This is a genomic window from Nostoc sp. KVJ3, from assembly GCF_026127265.1.
Classification (GTDB): domain Bacteria; phylum Cyanobacteriota; class Cyanobacteriia; order Cyanobacteriales; family Nostocaceae; genus Nostoc.
Genome location: NZ_WWFG01000002.1, coordinates 1,748,322 through 1,771,505 on the forward strand (window position 1 = coordinate 1,748,322; position 23,184 = coordinate 1,771,505).

General features: G+C 40.1%; 24 protein-coding genes, 1 tRNA gene and 1 pseudogene. 16 read left to right on the top strand and 10 right to left on the bottom strand.

Going from position 1 to position 23,184, the window contains the following annotated elements:
• Positions 1–2 precede the first annotated feature (2 nt).
• Positions 3–707 carry a precorrin-2 C(20)-methyltransferase gene (locus GTQ43_RS23590; RefSeq protein WP_265275156.1) on the top strand — a complete coding sequence of 235 codons (705 nt, stop codon included), beginning with the start codon at positions 3–5 and terminating at the stop codon, positions 705–707.
• Positions 708–784: 77 nt separating this feature from the next.
• Here the strand turns inward: GTQ43_RS23590 and GTQ43_RS23595 are convergent, their stop codons facing one another.
• The 6 genes from GTQ43_RS23595 to GTQ43_RS23620 form a co-directional block, all read right to left on the bottom strand.
• Positions 785–1,846 (bottom strand): SGNH/GDSL hydrolase family protein, encoded by a 1,062-nt coding sequence (locus GTQ43_RS23595; RefSeq protein ID WP_265275157.1) that lies wholly within the window; start codon positions 1,844–1,846, stop codon positions 785–787.
• Positions 1,847–2,846: 1,000 nt separating this feature from the next.
• Complete coding sequence (locus GTQ43_RS23600; protein WP_265275158.1) at positions 2,847–2,975, bottom strand: hypothetical protein; 129 nt, start codon at positions 2,973–2,975, stop codon at positions 2,847–2,849.
• 183 nt (positions 2,976–3,158) lie between these two features.
• Positions 3,159–3,232: transfer RNA gene (locus GTQ43_RS23605), tRNA-Pro, on the bottom strand.
• 50 nt (positions 3,233–3,282) lie between these two features.
• Positions 3,283–3,648 carry a DUF1818 family protein gene (locus GTQ43_RS23610; protein WP_265275159.1) on the bottom strand — a complete coding sequence of 122 codons (366 nt, stop codon included), beginning with the start codon at positions 3,646–3,648 and terminating at the stop codon, positions 3,283–3,285.
• Between the two features lie 70 nt (positions 3,649–3,718).
• The gene (locus tag GTQ43_RS23615; RefSeq protein ID WP_265276528.1) at positions 3,719–4,261 is read right to left on the bottom strand and encodes a hypothetical protein; all 543 of its coding nucleotides are present in this window, start codon (positions 4,259–4,261) and stop codon (positions 3,719–3,721) included.
• Positions 4,262–4,535: 274 nt separating this feature from the next.
• The gene (locus tag GTQ43_RS23620; RefSeq protein WP_265275160.1) at positions 4,536–4,772 is read right to left on the bottom strand and encodes a DNA-directed RNA polymerase subunit omega; all 237 of its coding nucleotides are present in this window, start codon (positions 4,770–4,772) and stop codon (positions 4,536–4,538) included.
• Between the two features lie 569 nt (positions 4,773–5,341).
• On the opposite strand from GTQ43_RS23620, the gene GTQ43_RS23625 reads away from it, so the two are divergent.
• Positions 5,342–5,752 carry a fasciclin domain-containing protein gene (locus GTQ43_RS23625; RefSeq protein WP_265275161.1) on the top strand — a complete coding sequence of 137 codons (411 nt, stop codon included), beginning with the start codon at positions 5,342–5,344 and terminating at the stop codon, positions 5,750–5,752.
• Positions 5,753–6,153: 401 nt separating this feature from the next.
• On the opposite strand, the gene GTQ43_RS23630 is transcribed toward GTQ43_RS23625, so the two are convergent.
• A complete protein-coding gene (locus tag GTQ43_RS23630; protein WP_265275162.1) occupies positions 6,154–7,626 on the bottom strand; it encodes a glycoside hydrolase family 13 protein in 1,473 nt (490 codons plus the stop codon).
• 1,708 nt (positions 7,627–9,334) lie between these two features.
• On the opposite strand from GTQ43_RS23630, the gene GTQ43_RS23635 reads away from it, so the two are divergent.
• Positions 9,335–10,462: a response regulator gene (locus GTQ43_RS23635; protein ID WP_265275163.1), complete on the top strand. Its 1,128-nt coding sequence runs from the start codon at positions 9,335–9,337 to the stop codon at positions 10,460–10,462.
• A 10-nt stretch (positions 10,463–10,472) separates the two neighbouring features.
• Here the strand turns inward: GTQ43_RS23635 and GTQ43_RS23640 are convergent, their stop codons facing one another.
• Positions 10,473–11,450 carry an SGNH/GDSL hydrolase family protein gene (locus GTQ43_RS23640; RefSeq protein WP_265276529.1) on the bottom strand — a complete coding sequence of 326 codons (978 nt, stop codon included), beginning with the start codon at positions 11,448–11,450 and terminating at the stop codon, positions 10,473–10,475.
• Between the two features lie 326 nt (positions 11,451–11,776).
• Between GTQ43_RS23640 and GTQ43_RS23645 the strand changes: the two genes are divergently transcribed.
• The 8 genes and pseudogenes from GTQ43_RS23645 to GTQ43_RS23680 all read left to right on the top strand — a co-directional run bounded on the left by GTQ43_RS23645 (position 11,777) and on the right by GTQ43_RS23680 (position 17,493).
• Entirely contained in the window at positions 11,777–13,129 is a 1,353-nt protein-coding gene (locus GTQ43_RS23645; protein ID WP_265275164.1) for an OB-fold nucleic acid binding domain-containing protein, read from the top strand.
• A gap of 200 nt (positions 13,130–13,329) precedes the next feature.
• A complete protein-coding gene (locus GTQ43_RS23650) occupies positions 13,330–13,923 on the top strand; it encodes a hypothetical protein (protein ID WP_265275165.1) in 594 nt (197 codons plus the stop codon).
• A gap of 688 nt (positions 13,924–14,611) precedes the next feature.
• Entirely contained in the window at positions 14,612–14,761 is a 150-nt protein-coding gene (locus GTQ43_RS23655; protein ID WP_265275166.1) for a hypothetical protein, read from the top strand.
• Positions 14,762–14,916: 155 nt separating this feature from the next.
• Positions 14,917–15,129: pseudogene (gene miaE / locus GTQ43_RS23660) on the top strand (tRNA isopentenyl-2-thiomethyl-A-37 hydroxylase MiaE); the annotation flags it as partial.
• Positions 15,130–15,147: 18 nt separating this feature from the next.
• Positions 15,148–15,564: a VOC family protein gene (locus GTQ43_RS23665; protein WP_265275167.1), complete on the top strand. Its 417-nt coding sequence runs from the start codon at positions 15,148–15,150 to the stop codon at positions 15,562–15,564.
• 184 nt (positions 15,565–15,748) lie between these two features.
• Positions 15,749–16,237 (top strand): GNAT family N-acetyltransferase, encoded by a 489-nt coding sequence (locus tag GTQ43_RS23670; protein ID WP_265276530.1) that lies wholly within the window; start codon positions 15,749–15,751, stop codon positions 16,235–16,237.
• A gap of 38 nt (positions 16,238–16,275) precedes the next feature.
• Positions 16,276–16,953 carry a ComF family protein gene (locus GTQ43_RS23675; protein ID WP_265275168.1) on the top strand — a complete coding sequence of 226 codons (678 nt, stop codon included), beginning with the start codon at positions 16,276–16,278 and terminating at the stop codon, positions 16,951–16,953.
• A gap of 87 nt (positions 16,954–17,040) precedes the next feature.
• The gene (locus GTQ43_RS23680; RefSeq protein WP_265275169.1) at positions 17,041–17,493 is read left to right on the top strand and encodes a PPC domain-containing protein; all 453 of its coding nucleotides are present in this window, start codon (positions 17,041–17,043) and stop codon (positions 17,491–17,493) included.
• 60 nt (positions 17,494–17,553) lie between these two features.
• Here the strand turns inward: GTQ43_RS23680 and cobS are convergent, their stop codons facing one another.
• Positions 17,554–18,333 carry an adenosylcobinamide-GDP ribazoletransferase gene (gene cobS / locus GTQ43_RS23685; protein WP_265275170.1) on the bottom strand — a complete coding sequence of 260 codons (780 nt, stop codon included), beginning with the start codon at positions 18,331–18,333 and terminating at the stop codon, positions 17,554–17,556.
• A gap of 379 nt (positions 18,334–18,712) precedes the next feature.
• Here cobS and GTQ43_RS23690 point away from each other — a divergent pair, with 379 nt between their 5' ends.
• The 5 genes from GTQ43_RS23690 (at position 18,713) to psbM (ending at position 21,618) form a co-directional block, all read left to right on the top strand.
• Positions 18,713–19,165, top strand: coding sequence for a hypothetical protein (locus GTQ43_RS23690; protein WP_265275171.1), 453 nt, complete (start codon positions 18,713–18,715; stop codon positions 19,163–19,165).
• A 332-nt stretch (positions 19,166–19,497) separates the two neighbouring features.
• Entirely contained in the window at positions 19,498–20,631 is a 1,134-nt protein-coding gene (gene tgt, locus GTQ43_RS23695) for a tRNA guanosine(34) transglycosylase Tgt (protein WP_265275172.1), read from the top strand.
• A gap of 133 nt (positions 20,632–20,764) precedes the next feature.
• Complete coding sequence (locus GTQ43_RS23700; RefSeq protein ID WP_006195022.1) at positions 20,765–20,902, top strand: photosystem II reaction center protein K; 138 nt, start codon at positions 20,765–20,767, stop codon at positions 20,900–20,902.
• A gap of 186 nt (positions 20,903–21,088) precedes the next feature.
• Positions 21,089–21,385: a 2Fe-2S iron-sulfur cluster-binding protein gene (locus tag GTQ43_RS23705; protein ID WP_012407088.1), complete on the top strand. Its 297-nt coding sequence runs from the start codon at positions 21,089–21,091 to the stop codon at positions 21,383–21,385.
• Positions 21,386–21,501: 116 nt separating this feature from the next.
• Positions 21,502–21,618 carry a photosystem II reaction center protein PsbM gene (psbM, locus tag GTQ43_RS23710; protein ID WP_012407089.1) on the top strand — a complete coding sequence of 39 codons (117 nt, stop codon included), beginning with the start codon at positions 21,502–21,504 and terminating at the stop codon, positions 21,616–21,618.
• 162 nt (positions 21,619–21,780) lie between these two features.
• Here psbM and GTQ43_RS23715 read toward each other — a convergent pair whose 3' ends face one another.
• The gene (locus GTQ43_RS23715; RefSeq protein ID WP_265275173.1) at positions 21,781–22,632 is read right to left on the bottom strand and encodes a universal stress protein; all 852 of its coding nucleotides are present in this window, start codon (positions 22,630–22,632) and stop codon (positions 21,781–21,783) included.
• Positions 22,633–23,184: the final 552 nt, after the last annotated feature.

The following is a 23,184-nucleotide window of genomic DNA, read 5'->3' on the forward strand; positions in this document are numbered from 1 at the left end:
TCGTGGAAACCAAAGGTCGTCTTTATGGAATTGGTGTCGGCCCAGGCGATCCAGAGCTATTGACAATCAAGGCGCTGCGCTTACTACGTGCGGCTCCTGTGGTTGCTTATCAATCAGCAACAGATAAAAAGAGTATCGCAAGAGCGATCGTGGCGCAATATCTTCCTGGCAATCAAATCGAGGTGCTATTTCACCTCCCCCGCGCCTTGGAGCCAGAAAAGGCAAAGTCTATTTATGACAAAGAAATTGAACCAATTGCTGCCCATTTAGCAGCAGGTAGAGATGTTGCGGTGTTATGTGAGGGCGATCCATTTTTCTATGGTTCCTTCATGTACCTGTTCACGCGGTTATGTGACCAGTACCAAACAGAAGTTGTCCCTGGAATTTCTTCACTAATGGCTTGTCCAGTAGCCTTGGGTGTGCCTTTCACCTACTACACCGATATCCTCACTGTACTACCCGCCCCATTGCCCGCAGAAGAACTGACTACACATTTGTTGATGACTGATGCAGCAGCAATTATGAAACTAGGTCGTCACTTTACCAAAGTACGGGATATTCTGCATAAATTGGGGTTAGCCTCACGAGCAAAATATATTGAGCGAGCATCCACATCACAGCAACGCATCATACCTCTGGATGAAGTCGATCCAGCCGAAGTACCCTATTTTTCCATGATTGTGATCCCAACTAAGAATCGACTATAGACCGTGATATAGTGTTCGTTTAAAGACTTATTTCAGTAATTAACGTTTGTGACAGTTAGGGTGGCAAGCGATCGCTCCTAACTCTTAGTTAGCTTGTATTCTATCTGCTGTAGTGCCGAGCGCCACACATCATAACCCTCTTGAGACAGGTGTAACCCATCTGTGGTCAATTCTGGGCGCATATTGCCTTCCATATCTGTAAACCAGCTATAAATATTTAGATAATTAGCGCCTTCTTGTTTGGCAATCTGGGCAAGTTGGTTATTGATATGACGAATACGGCTATTAGAAATTTTTGGTAAGCGAGTAGGTAAAATGGATTGGACAATGATTTGAGCTTTTGGGTGAGCCTCCTGTAAACGACGGACAATCCGGCGATAATTACGCAAAATTGTGTCATCACTAGCACCTTTTCTTAAGTCGTTAATCCCAGCCATGACGTAAATCACATCTGGCCGGGTTGCTGAAAATGCCCCCAATCTTTTTAAAACCCCACTGGAAGTATCTCCAGAGATGCCTTGATTGAGCCACAATTTTCCAGTAGGCAGTTTTTCTTTAGGAAACCACATACTCAAAGAATCACCAACTAAGATACTTAGATGATTTGCACCTTGACCTTGAGCGATCGCTCTAGCTTCTAAAGTTAGTAAACTTTTCCAATCATCATAAGTTAGTTGACGCTTCCTAATCGACTCCCACAAAGATTGCAAATTATCACTATCTACACGCGTATAAATCTGACCTGTTTTCAGAGCCGCCAATCTTTGGTAGTAAAGTTGATTACCAGATGTCAGTGATATACCAGCTGCTTGGGTGCTAGGGTTAACTAATGGCTCTTTTGGGGCTGGTAATTCCTGACTACTGAGTTCTGCTGAGGAGAGATCAACACTTTTGATATTTTTCTCACCTGCTGTTGGCTGCGAATTTTTTAGGGGTTGGAACGCTTGCCCACTGAGTTCTGGTAAGGAGAGATCAACGCTAGGGATGATTTGTCTACTTACTATTGTCTGCGAACCTTGTTTTAAATCCCACAGGAACCTAGAATTTTCTGGCAGGATAATCGACAAATGTGGAAGAGCCGATGCCGGTATTGCTAATCCTGTTAACAACCCTGCTGCCAACAGATAAGGATCCCTCATCGCTTTCTCTCTCCTCTACTCACTGCTTTTCCCTATGACAGCATTATTTGCCTATATTCAGGAAAATTTTACTTTGGTTAAGTTATTATTCTTATTTACACTGTATGGTTTTGTAAAGCGGGTTGAGAAGATTATCTTAGAGAATTTACGATCTCTTTAAAGTACGGTTTTTCGGTACTATACAAGTCTTAATTTTTGAGAATAATTTTACTAAAAGTACTATTTCCACAAGGCGACCATTACTTATAACTTATTTATAACTCAGTGGTAACAAATGTTTTTAGTATGTGTAAACCTGACAATTATTTGAGATTATACGATAAAATACACTTCATGGGCAAAAAAAGTTAGTTAGAGTGTTCCAAAAAATAAATGATCCAAAATCCGTCATTGCGAGCGAAGCGAAGCAATCCCAAGGGCTGTGATTGCTTCGCTTCTCTACGAGACGTGCCGCGAACGCTCGCAATGACAATTGGGCATTTTTTTACTTGGAGTACTCTTATATTAAAAATCTGAGAACTTGCTCAAAAAAAGTTAGATGCTCAAATTAGTTTTGCATAATTCTGGAGTCATTTACAGCGCTGTTAAACACTATACACAATTAAGCTGATATGACAAAAGTTAAAGCTTTTTTGTTTTGATCTAAAAGTTAGTTCTTAGTTTTGATGAGAGGATTAAGGATTTTATACAGATTGTCCAGTAGTAGAGCAATTTTTTGTACTTCTGTATATAATTTCAAATTTATGTTTGCCTGTCAGAAGTATGAGCTTAAACACATTTAAATATGCGTTCTCCAGAACCCTTGCAGAGACGTAGCAGCGCTACGTCTTTATATTCTTTTTCACCAGATGTCTACTATAGAAAATCACTTCATTACAAGCGGGGCTATTTCATTCTAAAACAAGGCGCAATCTGGTATAATGCAGCGCGAATTATACTTAAAGCATCTAATCTTGTGCCTGAAATCGAAATAGTTATGTAGTTAGGTTTATAGCGGTTCTCATTTATGTGAGGGTACACCCAATACTGTTTGGTTAAGGCAAGAGACGCGATAAATCGCCGTCTCTACAATAATCATTTTTTCGTCTTGACGGCGATTTATCGCGTCTTTACGCTCTAGAATTTCCATCAAAAAACCTTAACCGAAGCGTATTGAGGGTATATCCTGTAGGGGTAATTCATGAATTGCCCCTACACCTTACGAGATGATGTTGTACCACATTTGAATGGGAACCGCTATATTTATACCGACTTACTTATTAAAAAACCTGCTAATCTTTTGAAAAGACTAGCAGGTATGGCTTATCATCAATCGGAGCGGCGGGATTCGAACCCACGACCTCCACTACCCCAAAGTGGCGCGCTACCAAGCTGCGCTACGCCCCGGTCAGAACTTCTATCGTACAGCAAAACATTAGAATAATCAAGAGGTAAATTTAAAAAACTTTAAGCATTCCAGTAGCTTGTAGTAAATCTGGAACTGCAGAAGCAGTCCATTTACCCTCTACACATCGACCTGTATTTAAGATGAAGCGCAAACTGTAATTATGAGGATAGCCTTCTACCTCCATCCACAATAAATTACTTTCGGCTTCACAAGCAATTTTTTCCTCTTCCATTAATTCAGTTGTGAGCTGTTTCATGGTGTCTGCTAACTGTGCTAGTAGACGGCAAAAATCATTTAATTCAGCTTCCGTTAACTCAATTGCCCAATCATCTGTACCCACTAAACCTTGAAACTCAGGTGCATCGGGGTTCCAGCCAATACGCCAGCCAAATCCGGTTTTTACAAGGCGTTCCATAATTAGTTATGAATTAGGAGTTATGAGTGAGGAGTTATGACTTTACAACTTATAACTCCTTGCTCTGCGACTATCTAAGCAGTTCAGCACCTCCTCGTTGGGGTAACTGTGGAGTAGTTGGTGTAGGGCTAGGGCTGGGTGTGGTGTTGGGGGATGGGGTATTTTGGGAAGTAGGATTAAAGATGTTAACTAATACTTGCACCAGGGCATTTCGCTGGCTACGGGTAAGATGAGCGATCGCAGCTTTATCACCTTCCATAGGATTTTCTTTTAGTGAATCATTGCCTGGATAGGTAGTATCATACATAATTTCATTCGCACCCAGGTAATCAGCTAAAGTCAGCTTCCAATCTAAGCGATAAATTGGGGCTCGCCCTTTGGTATAAATATGGTATCTAATCAGGCGATTTGCGAGGGTGTTGTTTTCGGCAACTTTCCCGTTTTCTTTGCTGATATATCTATTCTCTCGTGGGAAATCTGGCAATTGCTCATATACCACCTGCCAAACATCGCTAGGAGTGATTCTCTGAGCATAAGCAGGTTGAATACTAAATAAATTTCTATATATTAATTTATCCGCCCCTGAACCCAAAATAATTACACTCACTACCATTATTAAGGTAAGTAATATTGGTGTTAGCGGTAGCGGGACATTTAGCCCATACTGAGTTGTGAGTTTTGAGAAAATTGATTTAGGTATAAGTTTTTTCTTGTTCATAAAACGATATTGTGAATTGAGAGCGCGATCGCACTGCATTTTTATTCAGCAATGCCAGTTACTACAATGGATAGCGGAGCGTTAAAAAGTCAGACACTCCGCTATTGAGCATTGGAAACCTCTGCAACACCCTGGCTTCTCAGCCCTCTCAACTCAGCACTATATTTTTTTATAGTTCGCCAATAATCTCTGGCTGAGTTAATTCATCGGACATTTCGATAATTGCCCTTAGCACCGGTTTCATCATCGCATCTTCATTATTTTCAAAGTCTTCATAACGCCTACGTTTAGCACGATTTGCCACCTGAACCGTAATGCGGTAACGATTTGAGGCTGCACTAATCAGTTCTTCAGCCCGTTGCATAATCTGAGACTGAGTGGTTTCGAACTTAGAACGCTTGAGCATAGTTTGTGGTTCTTAGGGTCATTCCCCAGTGTAGCAGTACTGAATAAATATGTTGCCTTGACACTCTGCCCTCTAAAGAGAGGCAGATTCTTTAAGACCTGCTTAAAAGGAATAGTCAAATATCCCCCTAGACGCTCAAAACAACTATCAAAAAGATGCTGCCATTGCGCTTACTTTTCACCAATTATTTTGCGATCCTACGCCCATCGCTATGCCAGTTAGGTACGCTCAACATCCTGCCATTACTTGCTCGTCTAGTCGTTTCGCTTTTCTTCGTTCGGTTCTTCGTAGCGGGGATTTCGCCTTACTAGCATGGTTCACTGCGTAGATGGTTATCAATACTATTTTAGCATTTTTGACGGCAGATAAATCTGCTTTATCGATTTTCCACCCCTGTCTAAAGCACGAGAAACGCCGCGTATGCGGTGTTTCTCTCAGGGGCTACCAATCTCCCAGAGATTTTACGTGTATTTAATCGCCAGCAACCTTTCTGTTGATAGAGGCTAAGAAGCTTCTAATCGTTTTATAAATTACTTGTAACAATTACCTGACTCAAGTCAAATACCCTTATGGCTGACCTTGTGGAAACTGCTATTAAAGCGGGAAACTTCAACACTTTGATAAAGGCTGCTAAAGCTGCAAATCTTATAGACATTCTCAAAAGTCCTGGCTCTTTCACACTATTTGCACCAACTGACGAAGCCTTTGCCAATCTGCCAGAGGGAACTTTAGATTCGCTACTACAAGATATTCCCAAACTCCAGAAAATTGTGGCATATCACGTGGCTAGTGGAGATGTGCGGTATGAAGATTTGCTACAGATTAATGAAGCAGAGACGGTAGAGGGTTCAATTGTAGCCATTGAATCTGCCGATGGCAAAATTAAGGTGAATAACGCCAATGTCATCAAAACAGACGTTATAGCAGACAATGGCGTAATCCACGTTATTGATGCAGTGTTAATGCCTGGAATACTTTGACATCCTCTCCGCCGTAGAACGGCGAAGATTCCCAAACCTCACGATTTAGGTTTCTGCTTCTTTCCATTTCTGGGGTTTCGCAACTGCCTCTACCCTCAAGGAGTTTTTCGGTCTTATGTTCGCTCCACAGACTTTAGGCTTATGCCTTCCCGCAAGCCCTGCGGTATTCAAGAAAAATGTTTGTGTTTTGGACTTGGTTATCGTCCCAGCTTTTTAAATATACAACATAACACCAACAATATAAAGCCGTCGTAGAACGACGGGGTTTTAAACCCATTTCTCTGATAAGGGCATTGGGAATTGGGCACGAAGAAAGGACAAAGGAGACAAGGAAGAAGGGGAAGACGGAGAGACTTGTTCAATAATTCCCCCTTATCTTCCCATACCCCATGCTCTATACCCTACTCCCTACTCCCCACTCCCAGGATGCATCCACTGCGTGCGGGAACAGTCAATGATAACTGCTGAGTTTCTCCTTCACTATTCCACTGAACTTCAGCATTACCATATAACAGCTTATTGGGTTGAGTATGCAAACTAACCATATCTACATTAGCTGTTGCTGAACTTGTACCAGCGTTGACGGCAATTATCAATTCCTCTGTGCCTAAAGTTCGCGCAAAGATATAAAGTTGTCCTTGAGCATGGATGACTTGGTAATCACCTGTACGCAAGGCGGGGTAAGTTTGGCGGAGGGCAATTAATTGACGATGAGTATTGAAAATTTCTTGATTCCAGTTGGCTTCTAAAGGAAAGCCACGCCGTGAGTCGGGATCTATACCACCAGGTAAGCCAACTTCGTCACCATAATAGATGCTGGGCGCACCGGGAAAGGTGAGTAGCAGTAGAGTTGATAGTTCTACACTGGCAATATCACCACCTGCAATAGTCATCAATCTGGCTGTGTCGTGACTTGCTAGCAAATTGAGTTGAGTTAGCTGAATTTCCCAAGGATAAAGTTGCAGTACTTCTTGGATTTTGGTGGCATACTCGGCGGCAAATAGGGGTGGGTAGGGTTGATAGTCGCGGCTTTGGACTTGTTCTAAGACTACGCGATCGCCAGCTGCAAAGGCAATTGTCGGCCCAGCAAAGAGATAATTCATTACACCGTCAAATTGGGTTCCATCCAACCACTGACGGGAATCTCCCCACACTTCGCCCACAATGTAAGCTTCGGGATTGATGGCTTTAGTGCGATCGCGAAATTCTTGCCAAAAACCAGGAGTTTTTATTTCAAATGGTACATCCAATCGCCAACCGTCGATGCCGAATTTAATCCAATATTCGGCAATTTCCATAATATATTCCCGCACTTCTGGATTGTCGTGGTTAAATTCTGGTAAGGCGCGATTTCCCGCCCAACCTACATAATTTGCAGGAAATTCCCCGTTGTAGGGTGAAAGCGGCCAGCCTTCAATCTTGAACCAATTTACCCAAGGGGAATGGGGCCCATTTTCTAAAACGTCGTGGAAGAAGAAAAAGCCCCGGCTAGAATGATTAAACACTCCATCCAGAACGACTTTGATATTCCGTTCATGGGCTGCATCTAGCAATTCCTTAAAAGCCTCGTTCCCCCCCAACATCGGGTCAACTTGGTAATAATCGTGGGTATGATAGCGGTGATTACTGGCGGATTGAAAGATGGGTGTGAAATAAATCGCGTTAATCCCCAAATCTTGGATGTAGTCTAAACCCTCCATGATGCCCCATAAGTCCCCGCCTTTATAACCTTGGAGGGTTGGTATAGCGTCCCAATCTTCCCAACGGGCTTCGCGCAACAGGCGTTTGCGTGGCTGTTTGCTTCTAGCAAAGCGATCTGGGAAGATTTGGTAGAAAGTAGCGTGCTTTACCCAGTCTGGTGTTTGAATTTGCATGAATAAGTTTTTGTACGTTCAGAAGCGATCGTTGCAAATATTAGCTTGTTTATGGCTCATACTTATGATAGAGAATTGGGAATTGGGCAATTGTACTGATGGGTTGACTCCACAAACAACTACAACGGTGGGAAATAGTAGCTCGTGAGTGGATTGAGTTTTTGCACTACGAACAAAAATATAGAAATCCGGTTTGATTTTTGAACAAAATTAAGTATTTGTAGGGTGTGTTAGAACGAAGTTCGTAACACACCATTATCAAGGGTTTGGTGTCGTACTCTCCGCGATAACACCCTACTGTATCTTTTCAGAAATCAAAACATATTTCTATAGCTTGTGTACAACGCAAAACTTAAAATCTACTATATATTTGTGATTTAAAAAACTTGTGGTTTTTCGGATAACTTGCTAACTTAAAATGATTCACTCATTTATAAGTGTAATTAAATAAGCATCCAAAATTGTCTTTAACTGTACATTTTTACCACTACCGGATATTAGAGCAAATAAATACTGAAAGATAATATTAATGACTTGTAATGTTTACTTTACTGATTTATCATAAAGTTTATATATTCTTGCTAACTTTTTTTGAAAGTTATAGTAATCTAAATTTTAGTGAGGATGTTACTTGTTATCTACCATCTAGCTAAACATAGCTATTTTGCAGGTATGTACTACCAATCAAGAGTTTTGTTGTATAATTCTTGAATTTGTCACTTCAAATTGTGTAGGGTGACTATTTAGCTTCCCAGAACATTAGAACCCGTTTCGTGTACTTATGAAGAGATTCCCCTTATACTGCTCTGGTCGCCTGTGCATCTCACCACACACCATCATGGCGGCGATTATCAGCTAACTCATCCTTGGTCGGAGGTTTACTGTTGTTGTGTAAGTGATAATTTTGCTCAACCCCAACCCTAAGATAGAGCTTACACAAAACTACACACTGAGGGGTAACACCCCTGTGCTAAATCGCTTTGGGTCTACATGAATTATCTCTACCTAAAAATCAGGTTTTAGCTATTATTTGCGTAAGTTTTCTAAGAGTTCTCTCCAGTTACAAACCTAAGTAAGACATTGAGTTTTTTGAGTGCTTAGTTTTTAATAATACTTTTTCTCTTGATAAGTCAGCCTCAAAATAAACTTCTAGCAAAAGTACTCAACGACTTTAATCATGGCTAAAAAAACATAGGACTTAATGACTAAAAGCCTTGATAGAGAAGTATTATCGTCTACGCTATAGTAGATTGTGGTCGCTCCAGACTTTAGTATTAGAGGTAAAAAACTTTTCTAAGAGAATCGAAGTATCTGTAATTTTAGGCTGCAAAATACGGATAACAATGATGCTTTTGTGACTGATGGGCGAGAGCCAATTGTCTGTTTGTTGCACTTGAGTTACTGTTAGATTGGCTAGATTAGCGAAAGATACAGAAAACCAATCTAATTTTTGAAATACTATATCCTGGCAACCAGTCGGGTCATTTTGCTATTGGGCAATAATATGGATTGGTTTAATTGTAATTCGCGCTTTATAGCTTAACAGAGATTGGTGAATTAAGAGTTGGGGGGTGTGAAATCTCTGTCCTAACTCAAATCTGACCGCTATATTTATCTAACAGTGCTTCCAAAAAAGTCGCGGTGAATTGCGAAAAGGTAATTCACTAATTTTACCTGCAAATATTAATTTTATTCCAGAGCCATTCTAATGAAGACACTTCCGATTAGTAGATACAGATTTTTCCAAAAGCTCCAACCTTTATCTTTATTGAAAAAAATCACTGGTAAATCTGTTACTGGTTGTTTGCAGGTATTTAGCACGTCAGGCTCTTGGTCAATATATGTAGACGAAGGTAAACTAATTTATGCTTGTTACTCAGAGAAAATGTTTGAGCCGCTTTACAGAAATTTGCAACGCTTGAGTCAGCAAATTTCTACTCTCCCTCATGAAATTCACGAACAGTTACGGGCGATATTTGAAACTGGGATTGAAAATCAAGCAATACCGAACCCAGATTATCTGGCTATTTGCTGGTTAGTCAATCAGAAATATATCAGCCCCTCTCAAGCGGCGATACTGATAGAGCAATTGGCGCTAGAAGTTTTGGAGTCGTTTCTGAACTTAGAAGAGGGGAGTTATGAATTTATTCCTGAAAGCTTTCTAGATGATATGCCAAAGTTTTGTCATCTAAATCTCCGTTTACTGGTTGAACGATGTCAAACACCCCGAAGCGTTGGCGTTCGCGTTAACGTTTCTGAAAGAGAAGCCTCTCGTAGAGAAGCGGCTTATCCTTATCGTCAGACATCGCCAACTTCTAAATCGCACCCCTCACAATTGTTCAAAATAAATGAGTTAAAACCTAAAACCACACCAAACTCGTCTATAACAAACGGCTATAAACCATCAGCCTACTCTATTAATACTAATGAACATAGGGGTCAGCGAATCATTCAACCTCCTGCTGACAAAAAAATCTACACAATCTTTTGTATTGATGAGAGTCCTACGGTATTGAGTACTATTCAAAGTTATTTAGATGAACAAACCTTTTCTATTGTGGGAGTCACTGATTCTTTAAAAGCTTTAATGCAAATTATTCACGCTAAACCCGACATCATTTTATTGGATATTTCGATGCCTAATCTAGATGGATATGAACTATGCTCTTTGCTGCGTAAACACTCACATTTTAAAAATACACCTGTGATTATGGTGTCAGAAAAAGTAGGATTTCTAGATAGAGCTAAAGCTAAGATGGTTAGAGCATCAGGCTATTTGACCAAGCCTTTCACACAAGGGGATTTACTAAAAGTTATATTTAAACATATTATTTAATTTTCTAATATTATAAATAGCTCCACTTAATCAATATATTTTTTGGCAGTATTTCCAAAAGCGATCGCTCCATAACTTCGCTGACAAATTTATTACCTTGCAAGTTGAGGTGAATGTGATCTTGATATAAAGCTTGCGGGTTGGTAGTTGAATTGAATATCGGTAAAAAGTCTATATAGTTAATTTGCTTTGCTCTAGTAAAATCGTTCAAGCGCTGGCGGGCTTTAATTTCGTAATCGCGGGGGCCTGGTTCACCAATTTCTCGCAGTAAGGGAGTCATGACTAGCAGAAATTGGCTGTTGCTTTGGTGAGTCAGGGCTTGGATTTTAGAGATCGCCTCCAAATTAATCCCGACGCGATCGCCTACTTCATTCTGTACTGCTTGCATTTCGGGAATTGGCTTTTGCTTGACTATATAACGTTGCCACACTTCTATTAATGCCAGGGGGGGTTTACTATCGGGATAGTTGCGATCGCGTCCTACCGGTAAAGAAGTGGGAGGAGTAGCAAACAAGTCATCGGTATTAATTAGTAACACTACGGCTTGCGCGTTGAAATTGCCAAACTTCTCTAAATAAGCTAACTCGTTCCTTGGCCCCCAAGAATTAGCTGAAGCATTCAGCACTTCTACTTCCCGATCATTACTATGAGTGGATGATACCAGAGAACGCACGATCATCGCGGATATTGTATTAGTCTGATCTGTCCACCAGCCACCATTAGCAATAGAATCCCCTAACAGTAAAATTCGCAGCCCAGAAGGTGCAGGTGTCTGATTTATCGGACTACCTCGCATAGAATACTCATTTATTTCAATGCGATTACCAAAACGACGGGTACGTTGGTTAGGAGCCAATAAATAACCAATCTGTTCATCGCCAATGTAAATTAGGGGATTACCAAAGCCAAAGAGCGATCGCAGTCCGATCTCAATTACCACAAATAATCCCACAACCACCGCCAAAATCACAATCAGCGCCTCTTTCACCACCCACACCCTCTTATACGGAGTTACTTTTCAACGATAGTAACTGACGAATTGGGAATTGGGCATTGGGCATTGAGCATGGGTTTCTCCTTGTTCCCCTTCCCCCTAATAGATTGGAATGTGTTTAATAAGCTTTAAAACAGCAATTATATTGCTATTAACCGTTTATCTAATGGTTAATCAGAATTTTGATATCTTATGACTACTTTTGTGTAAGAGTATAGCAGTGTTTTCTAGTGATATAATTTTATATTACAGGTATTACTATAGCTACAGTTTTTATCAATTAATTAATTCCGCAAAACGTTTTTCGGGGGTAGGATAGGGTGATCAAAATAGCCACACGTAAATATTTAGGCAAACAAAACGTCTATGACATTGGGGTGGAGCGTGACCATAATTTTGGGATTAGAAATGGCTTCATAGCTTCTAATTGTTTCAATAAATCCCATTCGACTGCCTATGGTTATGTAACTTATCAGACAGCATATTTAAAAGCTAATTATCCATTGGAATATATGGCGGCACTGTTAACGGCTAACAGTGGCGATACCGATAAGGTACAGAGATATATTACTAACTGTACAAACATGGGTATTTCCATAGATCCACCAGATATTAATCGTTCTGGTGTTGATTTTACACCGACAGCCGGAAAGATTCTGTTTGGATTTTCGGCGGTGCGTAACGTCGGACAGAATGCGATCGCCTGTATTTTGGAGGCGCGAAATGATACAGGAGAGTTTAAATCTCTCGCTGATTTTTGCGATCGCGTCGATTTACGTGCTGTTAACCGCCGAACTCTAGAATCACTCATTTACTGCGGAGCGTTTGATAAAATTCAATCCAATCGCCAACAGTTAATTAATGACTCAGAATTAGTGTATGATTGGGCACAATCTCGCGCTAAAGACAGAGCTAGTGGTCAAGGAAATCTCTTTGATTTATTAGGTGATGGATTTTCTTCTGCTCAGAATAAAAGAGCAAATAATGCCTTTGAAACTGCTCCTAAATCTCAACCTGTAACAGATTTACCACCACAGAAAAAGTTGCAGATGGAGAAGGAATTATTAGGCTTTTATGTATCAGATCATCCGTTGAAATCCTTACGGCAAATAGTACCACTTTTGACACCAATTAACCTCTCGCAACTGGGAGAGCAAAGGGAAGAAACAAGGCTTTGTGCAGTTGTTATGTTGAATAATGTCAAAAAAGTGGTTACAAAAAAAGGCGATCAGATGGCAATTTTGCAAATAGAAGACTTGACTACACAATCAGAAGCCGTAGTTTTTCCTAAAACTTATGAACGCATTAGTTCCCTACTTCAAGTTGACACCAGATTGATTATTTGGGGAAAAGTAGACCGACGTGATGAGCAAACTCAATTTATTCTTGAAGACGCAGAACCAGTGGAAACAGTGCAAATGGTAATGGTGGAGTTAAATCCCCAGCAAGCAGGTGATATGGAAAAACTACATCTCTTGAAAACAATTTTGCAAGAACATTCAGTAGACAAAGAAAAAGCAAAAATGCCAGTGATTGGAATTATCCAAAGTGAAACTTCTCGGAAACTGGTTCGCTTGGGCTGGCAATTTTGCGTGCAAGATTCTAGAATAACTGTTCAAGCTTTGCAAAACGCCAGTTTTCCTGCTCATATAAAATCGCTGACTGGTAGCTGACACAAGAAAAGAAAAATCTACCAATCCTGAAAAGCAGCTTAAAAATATTTTGCTGAACTGTCAACAGTAATTTGCCTTAAGTATTCAGGATTTAAACCGTTTTTTTAGTTACTTATGCGGATGATAATTTCCTTTAGGGAATGGTATCTTTTTATGCTAACACCCTTAAGGCTGCGACCAGGGGAAGGAGTTATAACTTGATGATTGTAAATGAGCTACATAAATTTGTTTCATACTGTAAAAGAATTCAACCCCAAACTCACGATGACATTCAAAAGTTTTTTGAAGGAGTGATCTTATTTCCTTATGATAAAGAACTTTTATTACAAGCTTATTTATTTCTGAATATTAAAGACTTATTTCCCTCGTGTGCTGAATTGCTGTTATTTGAAAAATCTCCAATTTCAGACTATACAGATTTAGGGAAATGTGATTTTGTCTACCGGACTTTTAAAGGTAGTCTGTTTTTAATTGAAACTAAGTTTATTGATACAGAAGCAACAGGAGCAACAGAAAGAAAAAGAAGAAATAAACACAGAAACAAGGTATTTGAGCAAGTCATAACTCTAAAAGGACGATTTAGTGAATACTGGAATATGAGGCTAGATCAATTAGAGTGTGGGGTTTTTACGACGGATGCAGAAGTTGCTTGGCGAGGAAGTAGTGTAAACGTCATATCTAAATCAATATCTATAGATCATCTCGAAAAATGGCGAAGAAGTTATCACACCAATGAAAATGTTTATGAAGTAAGTAAAGAAGTAAGCAAAATAGTAGTGCAAAGACCGAATTAGTTTCCTTAATGTCAAGTCAGTTGGTTGCAGTTTTGGTTTTTCATTTTTAATGAAACTGACTTTGAGTGTAATTTTTAGCAATTTATAATTTTATAAGCATGATTCTGCCTGATGATATTTTCATCTTCAGAGATAGTTTGATGAATATAAATAATAGTCATATCTTTGAATATAGAATTCAGTTAACCCTAAAAAACTGAACCTAGTAGGCTTGCTTATAGCAACATCTCTATAATATAAGAAGTGAAACTTAGCAATTAATTGTTAATGTCGGATTTTATTTTTCAATTTAATCTAGATGATCCTTCGTTGAGCAGTATTGTACGGTATTCTTGATATTAATGTCAAATTTTTAAGAGTAAAGCTAATCTTAAAACTTTTGTTATTTATCCTTAACTCGCTCTTAATTTTGTTACCATAACTTACTTATTATCAATTAAAAATTTGTAGGAATAAAGCTGATATTAAAATTGTTAATCCCCAAGACTAAATAATTTCTAGTTAAGAGAATAAAAGCACAAACGTAGTTGATTACCTACAAAAGTATGGGTACTCTTTCTATCGCTATTTATCCCTAATTTCGTGCAAAGATCGCATTTTGGCGTAGAGTTTCAGAACACTCAGTGCTGAGTGCTGAGTAACTAAAAGAACTACTTATCACTTATATTCTTAGTACAAGCCCCGCCCTTTGTGGAGTCACTGCGGTGGACGGGTTTCCCGGCATAAAGGAGGCATAACTGCGATCGCCTGTGAAGAACTAGAACACTTTGAGCTAGTTGCAATAGTCAATGGTTTAATTGAAGCTTGTTCTCACGAACGTCTGGAACTAGGCTGTTAACTTTGATAGTTTTTAGGGTTTTTTGGTTCATGCTATTTTTGTGTCATTGCGAGCAAAGCGTTGCAACCGTCTGGGATTGCAACGCTTTGCTCGCAATGATGTATATTTTGTATGACTTTTTAACTCCTAAAAAGGCACAGAGTCAACAGCCTAGTCTGGGACTATTAGCTGCTCATTGTCCAGAGCCAGAGTTAGCAAAATTTTATCGTGGGTTAATGGCATCCAAAGCGCGCCACTACAGTATATATTGGGTTTTAGCTGCTACTTATTTCGACAAAGAAATCATCATGCAACGGCTTGATGAATTAGCAATTGTTGAAAGCGAGTTGCTGGCGACTTTGCATCCAGAACCGAGAATTCACAGTTAGTAGATTAAGGCAACAGATATGAAGCTTCAGCTAACACACCTGAGACTGCTTGTCTCCAACTACAAAGATTCTTTTCTGTTCTACCGGGATCTGCTGAAATTTGATGTCGATTGGGGCGATGAAGAAAGCGGATATGCTGAGTTTAATACCGGATATCTCAAACTGGGTTTGTTCAAAAAAGAATTAATGGCTGAAGTAGTCCCAAGAATCGAACAGCCTTCTTATGTTGCCAATCGAGATAAAACAGTCTTGATTTTTGCAGTCGATAACGTGGATGAGGTTTATGAACAGGTAAAAAATCAAAATGCGATCGTTGTGACTCAACCACAAGATCGTCCAGACTGGGGAATCCGCACTGCTCATTTTCGCGATCCTGATGGCAATCTCATCGAAATCTACAACAATCTGGGAATTGTTCCGTTGACTGAACCTTAGAGATTTCCAAAAAATAAGATTGGCACAATTCACCGAAACAGGGCTGAAAATGAGTTCTGAGTAGTGGGTGCTGTTGGTATTGAGAGTAATATTTAAAATTAACTCTGCAAGAATTGCTATTTGCTGGCTAAATTGGGATATAGAACCAGAAAATTTTCTGTGTAAACTTGACCAGCAAATGGTAATGAAAAACTATTATCAAGATTTTATAATTCGTGATTGGGTTGCAAGCGATCGCACAAGAGCCGCCGAAGTCATCAGTTATGTATTATCAGAATACGGTCTGGGTTGGGAACCCAACGGCGCTGACCGAGATGTGCTGCGAGTCGAGGAATGTTATTTAGCTACTGGGGGAGAGTTTTGGGTAATTGAACACCAAAGTCAGTTAGTCGGTACTGGGGCATACTGTCCTACACATCGTGGCGAAAAAGCTGTAGAAATCCGTAAAATGTATCTTTTGCCCAGCATTAGGGGTTTGGGATTAGGGAAATATTTGTTACAACAGCTAGAAGCAGCGATCGCCGAGCGTGGTTTTAGGCAAATTTGGATTGAAACCGCTAGCGTTTTGGTGGAAGCAGTCAAGCTGTATGAAAGCAATGGCTACACTCCAGCAACAGGAGTAGAAACACCACGCTGCGATCGCGTGTATTTTAAGTCACTGCACAACAGTTAAAAGATTTAACTTCTAACTCCTAACTCCTAACTCTTAAAATGCACACTTGGATTCAAAATCTCACAGGCTTACTCAATCTTTTTCTCCAATCTCATTGTCCCTTATGTCAACGCCCAACTTCCCAAGAATTCTGTCAGAATTGCACCAGACAACTGCAAAAATGTCAACGTCAAGACCCGATTTCTCTATGGAAAGAGCCAATACCAGTGTTTGGCTGGGGGGAGTATGGTGGCCCAGTAAAACGAGCGATCGCAGTGATGAAATACGAAAATCAACCCCAAATAGCTCGTCCCTTGGGTCAATGGTTAGGAGAAGCATGGTTGTTAAATTCACCGAGACGAGATAGCCAGCCTGTGGTAGTTCCCATTCCACTACACCCTAGCAAGCAAAAGCAACGTAAGTATAATCAAGCCGCACTCATAGCACAAAGCTTCTGCGAAATAACTGGATTAAAATTTAAACTAAACGGTTTAGCCAGAGTGCGAGAAACTGAAGCGCAATTTGGTTTATCGGTATCTAAACGAGAAAAAAACTTAGCTCAAGCTTTTGCTGTTGGGCAAGAATTTCGCGATCGTCCCCCAAATGTCCCGGTGCTGTTAGTGGATGATATTTATACTACTGGTGCTACTGCCAGGTCTGCTGTGCAAACACTTCGTCAGTATGGAATAGTGGTCTTAGGATTAGTAGCAGTAGCCACTGCCGTCAAAGACGGATAAATCCAGAATTAATGGGCAAACTTTGACAGGTAAGCGCTTAAATTGACCGAATTACCCTATTTTTGTGGAAAAAATTGCTTGAAATGTATGAATAAAGTTTTTGCGGCGGGTTTAAGACAACTCACGATCGTTCCTGCCACATTGCTGGCAATAGGCATAACAAGTGCAGCCTTTGCTCAAAATAAATTGTATAGTCCAATTCCTTTATCTAACAGCACTGAAATAAATGATACCCTCTCAGACAAAGACATTCCTACAGGTCAAGGTGGGTTTGCCCGTGATTACACGGTGAAGTTACAAAAGGGCGATAATTTAGCAGTTGACCTTTCATCTGAGAACTTTGACACCATCGTTACACTCCTAGCACCTGATGGTTCAACTCTGGCAGAAAATGATGATGGCCCTGATGGTACTAGCAATTCTCTACTATTTACCCGCATTGTAGAGACAGGGAATTATGTGATTCGTGTCCGGTCTTTTGGGGAAACTGGAGTTGGAGCTTTTAAACTTAAGGTGACAAAGCTACAACCGATTAAATGAAGTTTGGAGTTTGGAGTTTGGAGTTTGGATTTTTAACTCCTAACTTTTCATTCCTCACTCCTAACTTCCCACAGTGGTTAGCACGCAGAGAAATAAGGCTTCAGTCCACTCTACGACTGCGCCGTAGGTGTCTCCGGTGTGTCCGCCTAATTTGTGGTTGAACCATGCACCGGTTAAAATAGCGATCGCACTTCCGGCAATTATCATTGCTAGGGCCAGAAATAATTGCTGTTTATCTATCAGCACAAGTAAACCACTCAAACCCAATAACAACAACAATCCTGGTAATAAATCTTTGTAAGAACGAATGGCTTGTTTGTGAAAAGCACCTTTGCCAGTTGGTTTGAGATAAGGATATCGCGCGATCGCTACCTGTTGTCCCCAACGTCCCCAGCCACAAGCAGCCATCAGTAATAAACAACGGTTTTCTGGCATATCTGTTAAGGCTGTCATTTTTAGTAACACTAATGCGATCGCACTCATCGCCCCAAATGCACCTGTAGCACTATCTGCCATCACCTCCAACCGCCGATTTGGGTCGCCCACTGCCAAACCATCGGCGGTATCCATTGCCCCATCTAAGTGCAGTCCTCCAGTTATACCAATCCAAATACTTACTACCAAAGCACTACGAGTTAACACGGGCATACCAATATAATCCATTCCCGTATCTAGCAACCCTAAAATTCCCCCAATTATTAACCCTACAAGCGAAGCAAGATGTGCTACTCCCTGAAAGTCTAATCCTTTCAAATAGGGCAACGGAATACTTGTGTAAAATATGATACTAGCTGCCAGTTTTAACAACAGCTTTTTCCACCACTGTTGCTGTTTCGTCATCTTGGTTACATTAACATTTGGTTAATTGCTGGATAATAGTCATAATTTGACTACAATTGAACATCAGTACACTTTAAAGCTTTAGATAAGATTTGCTTCTGTTAGAGATTATCACTTAAAACTTTGTTATGCTGGTCTAAGTAGTAAATAAAAATACTTGAGTAACCTTTCATACAAAATACACATGATTCAGGAAATTAAAATTCCATCAGGAATCAAAAATTTGTATTTTGTATTTGTTAACTAAAAACTTACTCCAAATTGTTAGACGATTGCCCCACAAAATTGATATTTTTTTAAATAGAGGGAGTAAACAAGCTATCCAATTTTGACAGTTTAGCTATGTTGTTGCTCTCCTTAGCTCAATCGCTATTTTCCTATGAGTCACCATCTACCCGACACCAGGATACCAGCTCCGTGCATTATTAACACGGGCACCATTGTGAATAAGCTCGATATCCGGCGATTGCTGGCGGATTTAGGTCGAGTCCACTACATCTACACCCAAGAAGATAAGGTACTGAGCGAGGGTGAAGGGGATGTGATGGAAGTTTTTGCTAATCCACAAAGGTCTACCTTAGTGGCTAACCATGCGCTATATTTGAATGTTTGTAGTTTTGATTACTTGGAACTCAAACAGTCATCGCAACAAGAAACCTACTTCGATTTAATGCAAGAAGGAGTGTGTCTGCGGTTGATTCCCCGCTCAACCCCCATCCAAGAGCGACGAGAGCGAACTTTCAATGTCAGCGCCATAGAAGCGATGATGGAGCAAGTCCTCTCAGCTAGATGGGATGCAGAAATTGACGATGACTGTTCTGATTCTTTTTAAAATAGCGACTACTATACCAATTTGATATAAGGCTGCGCTTTATTAATGTAAGGGCAATTTATGAATCATTGGTGTTAACTTAACGTGAAACCATTGTAAATACGTGATATTGAGTTCACTCACTGACCATCACTCACCGCGTTACCCCACCCTAACCCTCCCCTTATAAAGGGGAGGGAACTGCATTTCTTTTTCCCCCCTTTATAAGGGGGGTAAAACGTATGTGGGATAAGCGTTTGAGCTTAAGTTGACACCTATGTTCATGAATTGTACCTACATCGGATATTTTTGCATAAGTCTTAATAGGCGCATCTTCAAAAATCTAAAATGGCATGAGTGCGAATTTTTCCTTTGAATGTCTTGCTTGCTGTAGTCAGACGAAAGCTAGAGCCGGAGTGTTTTCCACTCCTCACGGGGTTGTAGAAACCCCCAGATTTATGCCAGTGGGAACGCTGGCAAATGTCAAAACTATCACCCCAGCCCAACTACGAGATACTGGGGCGCAAATGGTCTTATCTAATACTTATCATCTTCACCTCCAACCAGGGGAAGCGATCGTGGCTGGGGGTGGTGGGTTGCACAAATTTATGGGTTGGAACGGCCCAATGCTCACAGATTCCGGTGGATTTCAGGTGTTCAGCTTAAGTGAGATGCGAAAAATTACTGAAGAAGGTGTAACTTTCCGCTCACCTCACGATGGACGAATTATTAACTTGACACCAGAACGCTCCATTGAGATTCAAAATACTTTAGGGGCAGATGTGATTATGGCCTTTGATGAGTGTCCGCCCTACCCAGCGACTCGCCAAGAGGTTGAAACTGCAACTGAGCGGACTTATCGTTGGTTAGAACGTTGTATAACGGCTCATCAACGCAGTGAACAGGCTTTGTTTGGGATTGTCCAAGGAGGCGTGTATTTAGATTTGCGTTGCCGTGCGGCTGAAGCTTTGGCTAAGTTAGATTTGCCTGGATATGCCATCGGTGGCGTGAGTGTGGGAGAACCACCAGAATTGATGGCTGAGATTGTCAAAGTGACAGCACCGCTTTTACCGCCCGAAAAGCCGCGTTATTTGATGGGTGTGGGTACTTATCGGGAAATGGCGATCGCGATCGCATCTGGTATAGATTTATTTGATTGCGTAATTCCCACTCGCTGGGCTAGACATGGAACGGCAATAGTAAAGGGCGGACGCTGGAATTTAAAAAATGCTAAGTTTCGTGAAGATTTTACGCCATTAGATGAAACTTGTCATTGCTACACTTGTCAAAATTTTAGCCGTGCTTATGTATCTCATCTGGTGCGATCGCAGGAAATTTTAGCTTATACCTTGTTGAGCATTCACAACATTACCGAGCTAATTCGCTTTACCCAAAAGATTAGAGAAGCAATATTAAGCGATCGTTTCACCACAGAATTTGGTCACTGGCTTAACGAAGAAAGTCGAGATGAGGGAGATATGGGATAAGAGGAGTGTAAGGATTCAGGGGAAGAATAATAATTTTTAACTCCTAACTCTTAACTCCTAACAACTGAACCAAACCATGTTAAGATACTTTTCAATTATGAAAGCTGTGTTGGATAGGTGGATTTAAACAAACATGGAAGCAGCACTTTTATTAGCAAAACTGCCTGAAGCTTACCAAATCTTCGATCCTTTGGTAGACGTTCTCCCAGTCATTCCTGTATTCTTCTTGTTGCTTGCTTTTGTTTGGCAAGCTGCCGTGGGATTTAGATAAGTTAATCTATTTTTCAATTGAGTAGGACAGGTACTATATCTGTCCTATTTTTGTGGCACTATGTTTTACAAAATTAACATTTATTAATATTTTGTAATGAATTAATATAATAAATGAAGATATGAATCAAGCCATGTCAATATAAAGCCTTGAAAGCCAAGCTTAGAGTCAAGGAGAGAATCAGTTATGGGTAATATCAAATTCGTTAAAGAAAATAAAGAAGTAGTAGCTGCCGATGGTGCAAATCTCCGGCTCAAAGCGATGCAAAATGACATTGATATATATACATTCATTGGCAAGATGACCAATTGCGGTGGTAATGGTCAATGTGGTACTTGTATTGTCGAGATAGTCGAAGGACTAGAAAATCTTTCCCCCCGCACAGACGTAGAAAACCGTAAATTCAAGAAAAAGCCGGAAAATTACCGTCTTGCATGTCAAACTTTAGTGAATGGCTCAGTCAGTGTAGTCACGAAGCCTTAAATTTTTGGGATCATCCGTGGTTAGCATTTGAGAAAGTAAAAAATTTGGGCTAACTCTGTCATTGATAATGGTATCCTAATGTTGTTGACTGGAAAACTAAGAGAGGCTTTCTTGCCATGCAAGTTAATGACCTGGGGTTCGTAGCGAGCATTTTGTTCGTATTAGTTCCCACTGTGTTTTTACTAATTCTGTACATCCAAACTGCTAGCCGCCAAGGTGGAAAAGATAGTTAAGAATTCGTGTATAAAATAATTAACCCCTGCACTATGTAGTGTAGGGGTTTTTATTTATCAACCGCTAACTGATAACATTCCTATAGGGGCAATTCATGAATTGCCCCTAAAGTTTTCTCTACTATTCTATTACAATAATTCTTATACTCAGCACTGTTGACTTTAAGCGATCGTCCGCGCCAACAATACCGGACAAGTGGCATTGACTCGAACATAGTCAGACAAGGAAGATCCGATGAGTCTGTCTATATCAACAAAACTCTTAGCGATGGATGGACGACGATCTGGAGAACCGAGCAATAATAAGTCTATATTCAACTCCTCTGCCAACCGACAAATTTCTTCACCAGGTTTGCCACTGCTAATATAAGAACGAGATTGGATGCCCTGTTTTTGAGCTTCTGCAACTGCGGCTGCTAAAACAGGATTTTTATCTGAGTTAACCTCGGTTATTTCCGATTTTTTACCGCCTAAATCTGTACTAATATTTGCCAAAATTAACTGGCCTCCCTGAATATCTCGCAGCAAAAATAGTGCCAATTTCAAGCAGTTTTTTGCAGAATCAGAGTTATCTATTGCCACCATAATACGCTTAATCTTTTTCACATAAATGTCATCCTTTACCAGCAACATGGGGCGAGAAGATAGCTGGAAAACATACTGACTAACTGAGTTTGATAAAATAGATTGTAGCCGCTTCAGTCCGCGTGAACCCATAACAATCAAGTCAGCATCGATTTCATCAGCTACTTGGCAAACTACATCTTTCGGGTCGCCTTCGCGCAAAATTGAGGAAACCTGGCTAGGATCTAAGTTCAAAGTTTGAATGGCATTAGCCAGAATTTTACCACCATTTTCCCATTTAGTTGTCATGGTAGCAGCAGTATTTTGTGCCTGAACAACATGCAAAATTGTAATTTTTGCAGATTCAATTGAAGGGATTTCTCTCAGGGTTTTGAGCATTTCTTCTGCGTGTCCCAATCCCGATACAGTCAGCAAAATTTTTCTTATCATCTTACGTAATTGTTGTTAAGTTTACTTTTTTTCGCTGTTAGTACTTCGCTCAGATCGGATTTTTACCGCTTTGCTTGATAAGTACTTGGACATAATTAATTACACAGTGTCATTGCGAATGAAGCGAAGCGCAATGAAGCAATTCGCTTGCGGTTGGGATTGCAACTCTTGGAGACGCTCCGCTCGCAATGACTGTAAATATTTTTGTCTGAGTACTTAACCTAGCCAGTAAGTTGGCACAAATCAACTTTGTTTATTAGTATTTAATACTCAAAAAAAATTGCAAAGTACAAAACACTCAACAAAAGTTTAAATTTATCTACACCTAGCTACTTAAATTCTCAACTAGACTTCAATTATTAAGCATACTCTCGATTTAGCCTGATGAACTTAATAAAATATGATGTTAGTTATCATTGTTAATCTATATTTACTTTTTTTAATTATAAGTTAGTTAAGTATTGCAAAGAAATGGCAAACTACCTCTTTATAAAAATTGATTGGGTGTAATATTTACAAGCGATCGCTTCCAAGATTGCTATTCAGATGTTC

Coding starts and splice junctions, on each gene's coding strand:
- GTQ43_RS23595 (WP_265275157.1), bottom strand. CDS start 1,846: ATGAGGGATCCTTATCTGTTGGCAGCAGGGTTGTTAACAGGATTAGCA.
- GTQ43_RS23600 (WP_265275158.1), bottom strand. CDS start 2,975: ATGGAAATTCTAGAGCGTAAAGACGCGATAAATCGCCGTCAAGACGAA.
- GTQ43_RS23610 (WP_265275159.1), bottom strand. CDS start 3,648: ATGGAACGCCTTGTAAAAACCGGATTTGGCTGGCGTATTGGCTGGAAC.
- GTQ43_RS23615 (WP_265276528.1), bottom strand. CDS start 4,261: ATGGTAGTGAGTGTAATTATTTTGGGTTCAGGGGCGGATAAATTAATA.
- GTQ43_RS23620 (WP_265275160.1), bottom strand. CDS start 4,772: ATGCTCAAGCGTTCTAAGTTCGAAACCACTCAGTCTCAGATTATGCAA.
- GTQ43_RS23625 (WP_265275161.1), top strand. CDS start 5,342: ATGGCTGACCTTGTGGAAACTGCTATTAAAGCGGGAAACTTCAACACT.
- GTQ43_RS23630 (WP_265275162.1), bottom strand. CDS start 7,626: ATGCAAATTCAAACACCAGACTGGGTAAAGCACGCTACTTTCTACCAA.
- GTQ43_RS23635 (WP_265275163.1), top strand. CDS start 9,335: ATGAAGACACTTCCGATTAGTAGATACAGATTTTTCCAAAAGCTCCAA.
- GTQ43_RS23650 (WP_265275165.1), top strand. CDS start 13,330: ATGATTGTAAATGAGCTACATAAATTTGTTTCATACTGTAAAAGAATT.
- GTQ43_RS23665 (WP_265275167.1), top strand. CDS start 15,148: ATGAAGCTTCAGCTAACACACCTGAGACTGCTTGTCTCCAACTACAAA.
- GTQ43_RS23670 (WP_265276530.1), top strand. CDS start 15,749: ATGAAAAACTATTATCAAGATTTTATAATTCGTGATTGGGTTGCAAGC.
- GTQ43_RS23675 (WP_265275168.1), top strand. CDS start 16,276: ATGCACACTTGGATTCAAAATCTCACAGGCTTACTCAATCTTTTTCTC.
- GTQ43_RS23680 (WP_265275169.1), top strand. CDS start 17,041: ATGAATAAAGTTTTTGCGGCGGGTTTAAGACAACTCACGATCGTTCCT.
- cobS (WP_265275170.1), bottom strand. CDS start 18,333: ATGACGAAACAGCAACAGTGGTGGAAAAAGCTGTTGTTAAAACTGGCA.
- GTQ43_RS23690 (WP_265275171.1), top strand. CDS start 18,713: ATGAGTCACCATCTACCCGACACCAGGATACCAGCTCCGTGCATTATT.
- tgt (WP_265275172.1), top strand. CDS start 19,498: ATGAGTGCGAATTTTTCCTTTGAATGTCTTGCTTGCTGTAGTCAGACG.
- GTQ43_RS23700 (WP_006195022.1), top strand. CDS start 20,765: ATGGAAGCAGCACTTTTATTAGCAAAACTGCCTGAAGCTTACCAAATC.
- GTQ43_RS23705 (WP_012407088.1), top strand. CDS start 21,089: ATGGGTAATATCAAATTCGTTAAAGAAAATAAAGAAGTAGTAGCTGCC.
- psbM (WP_012407089.1), top strand. CDS start 21,502: ATGCAAGTTAATGACCTGGGGTTCGTAGCGAGCATTTTGTTCGTATTA.
- GTQ43_RS23715 (WP_265275173.1), bottom strand. CDS start 22,632: ATGATAAGAAAAATTTTGCTGACTGTATCGGGATTGGGACACGCAGAA.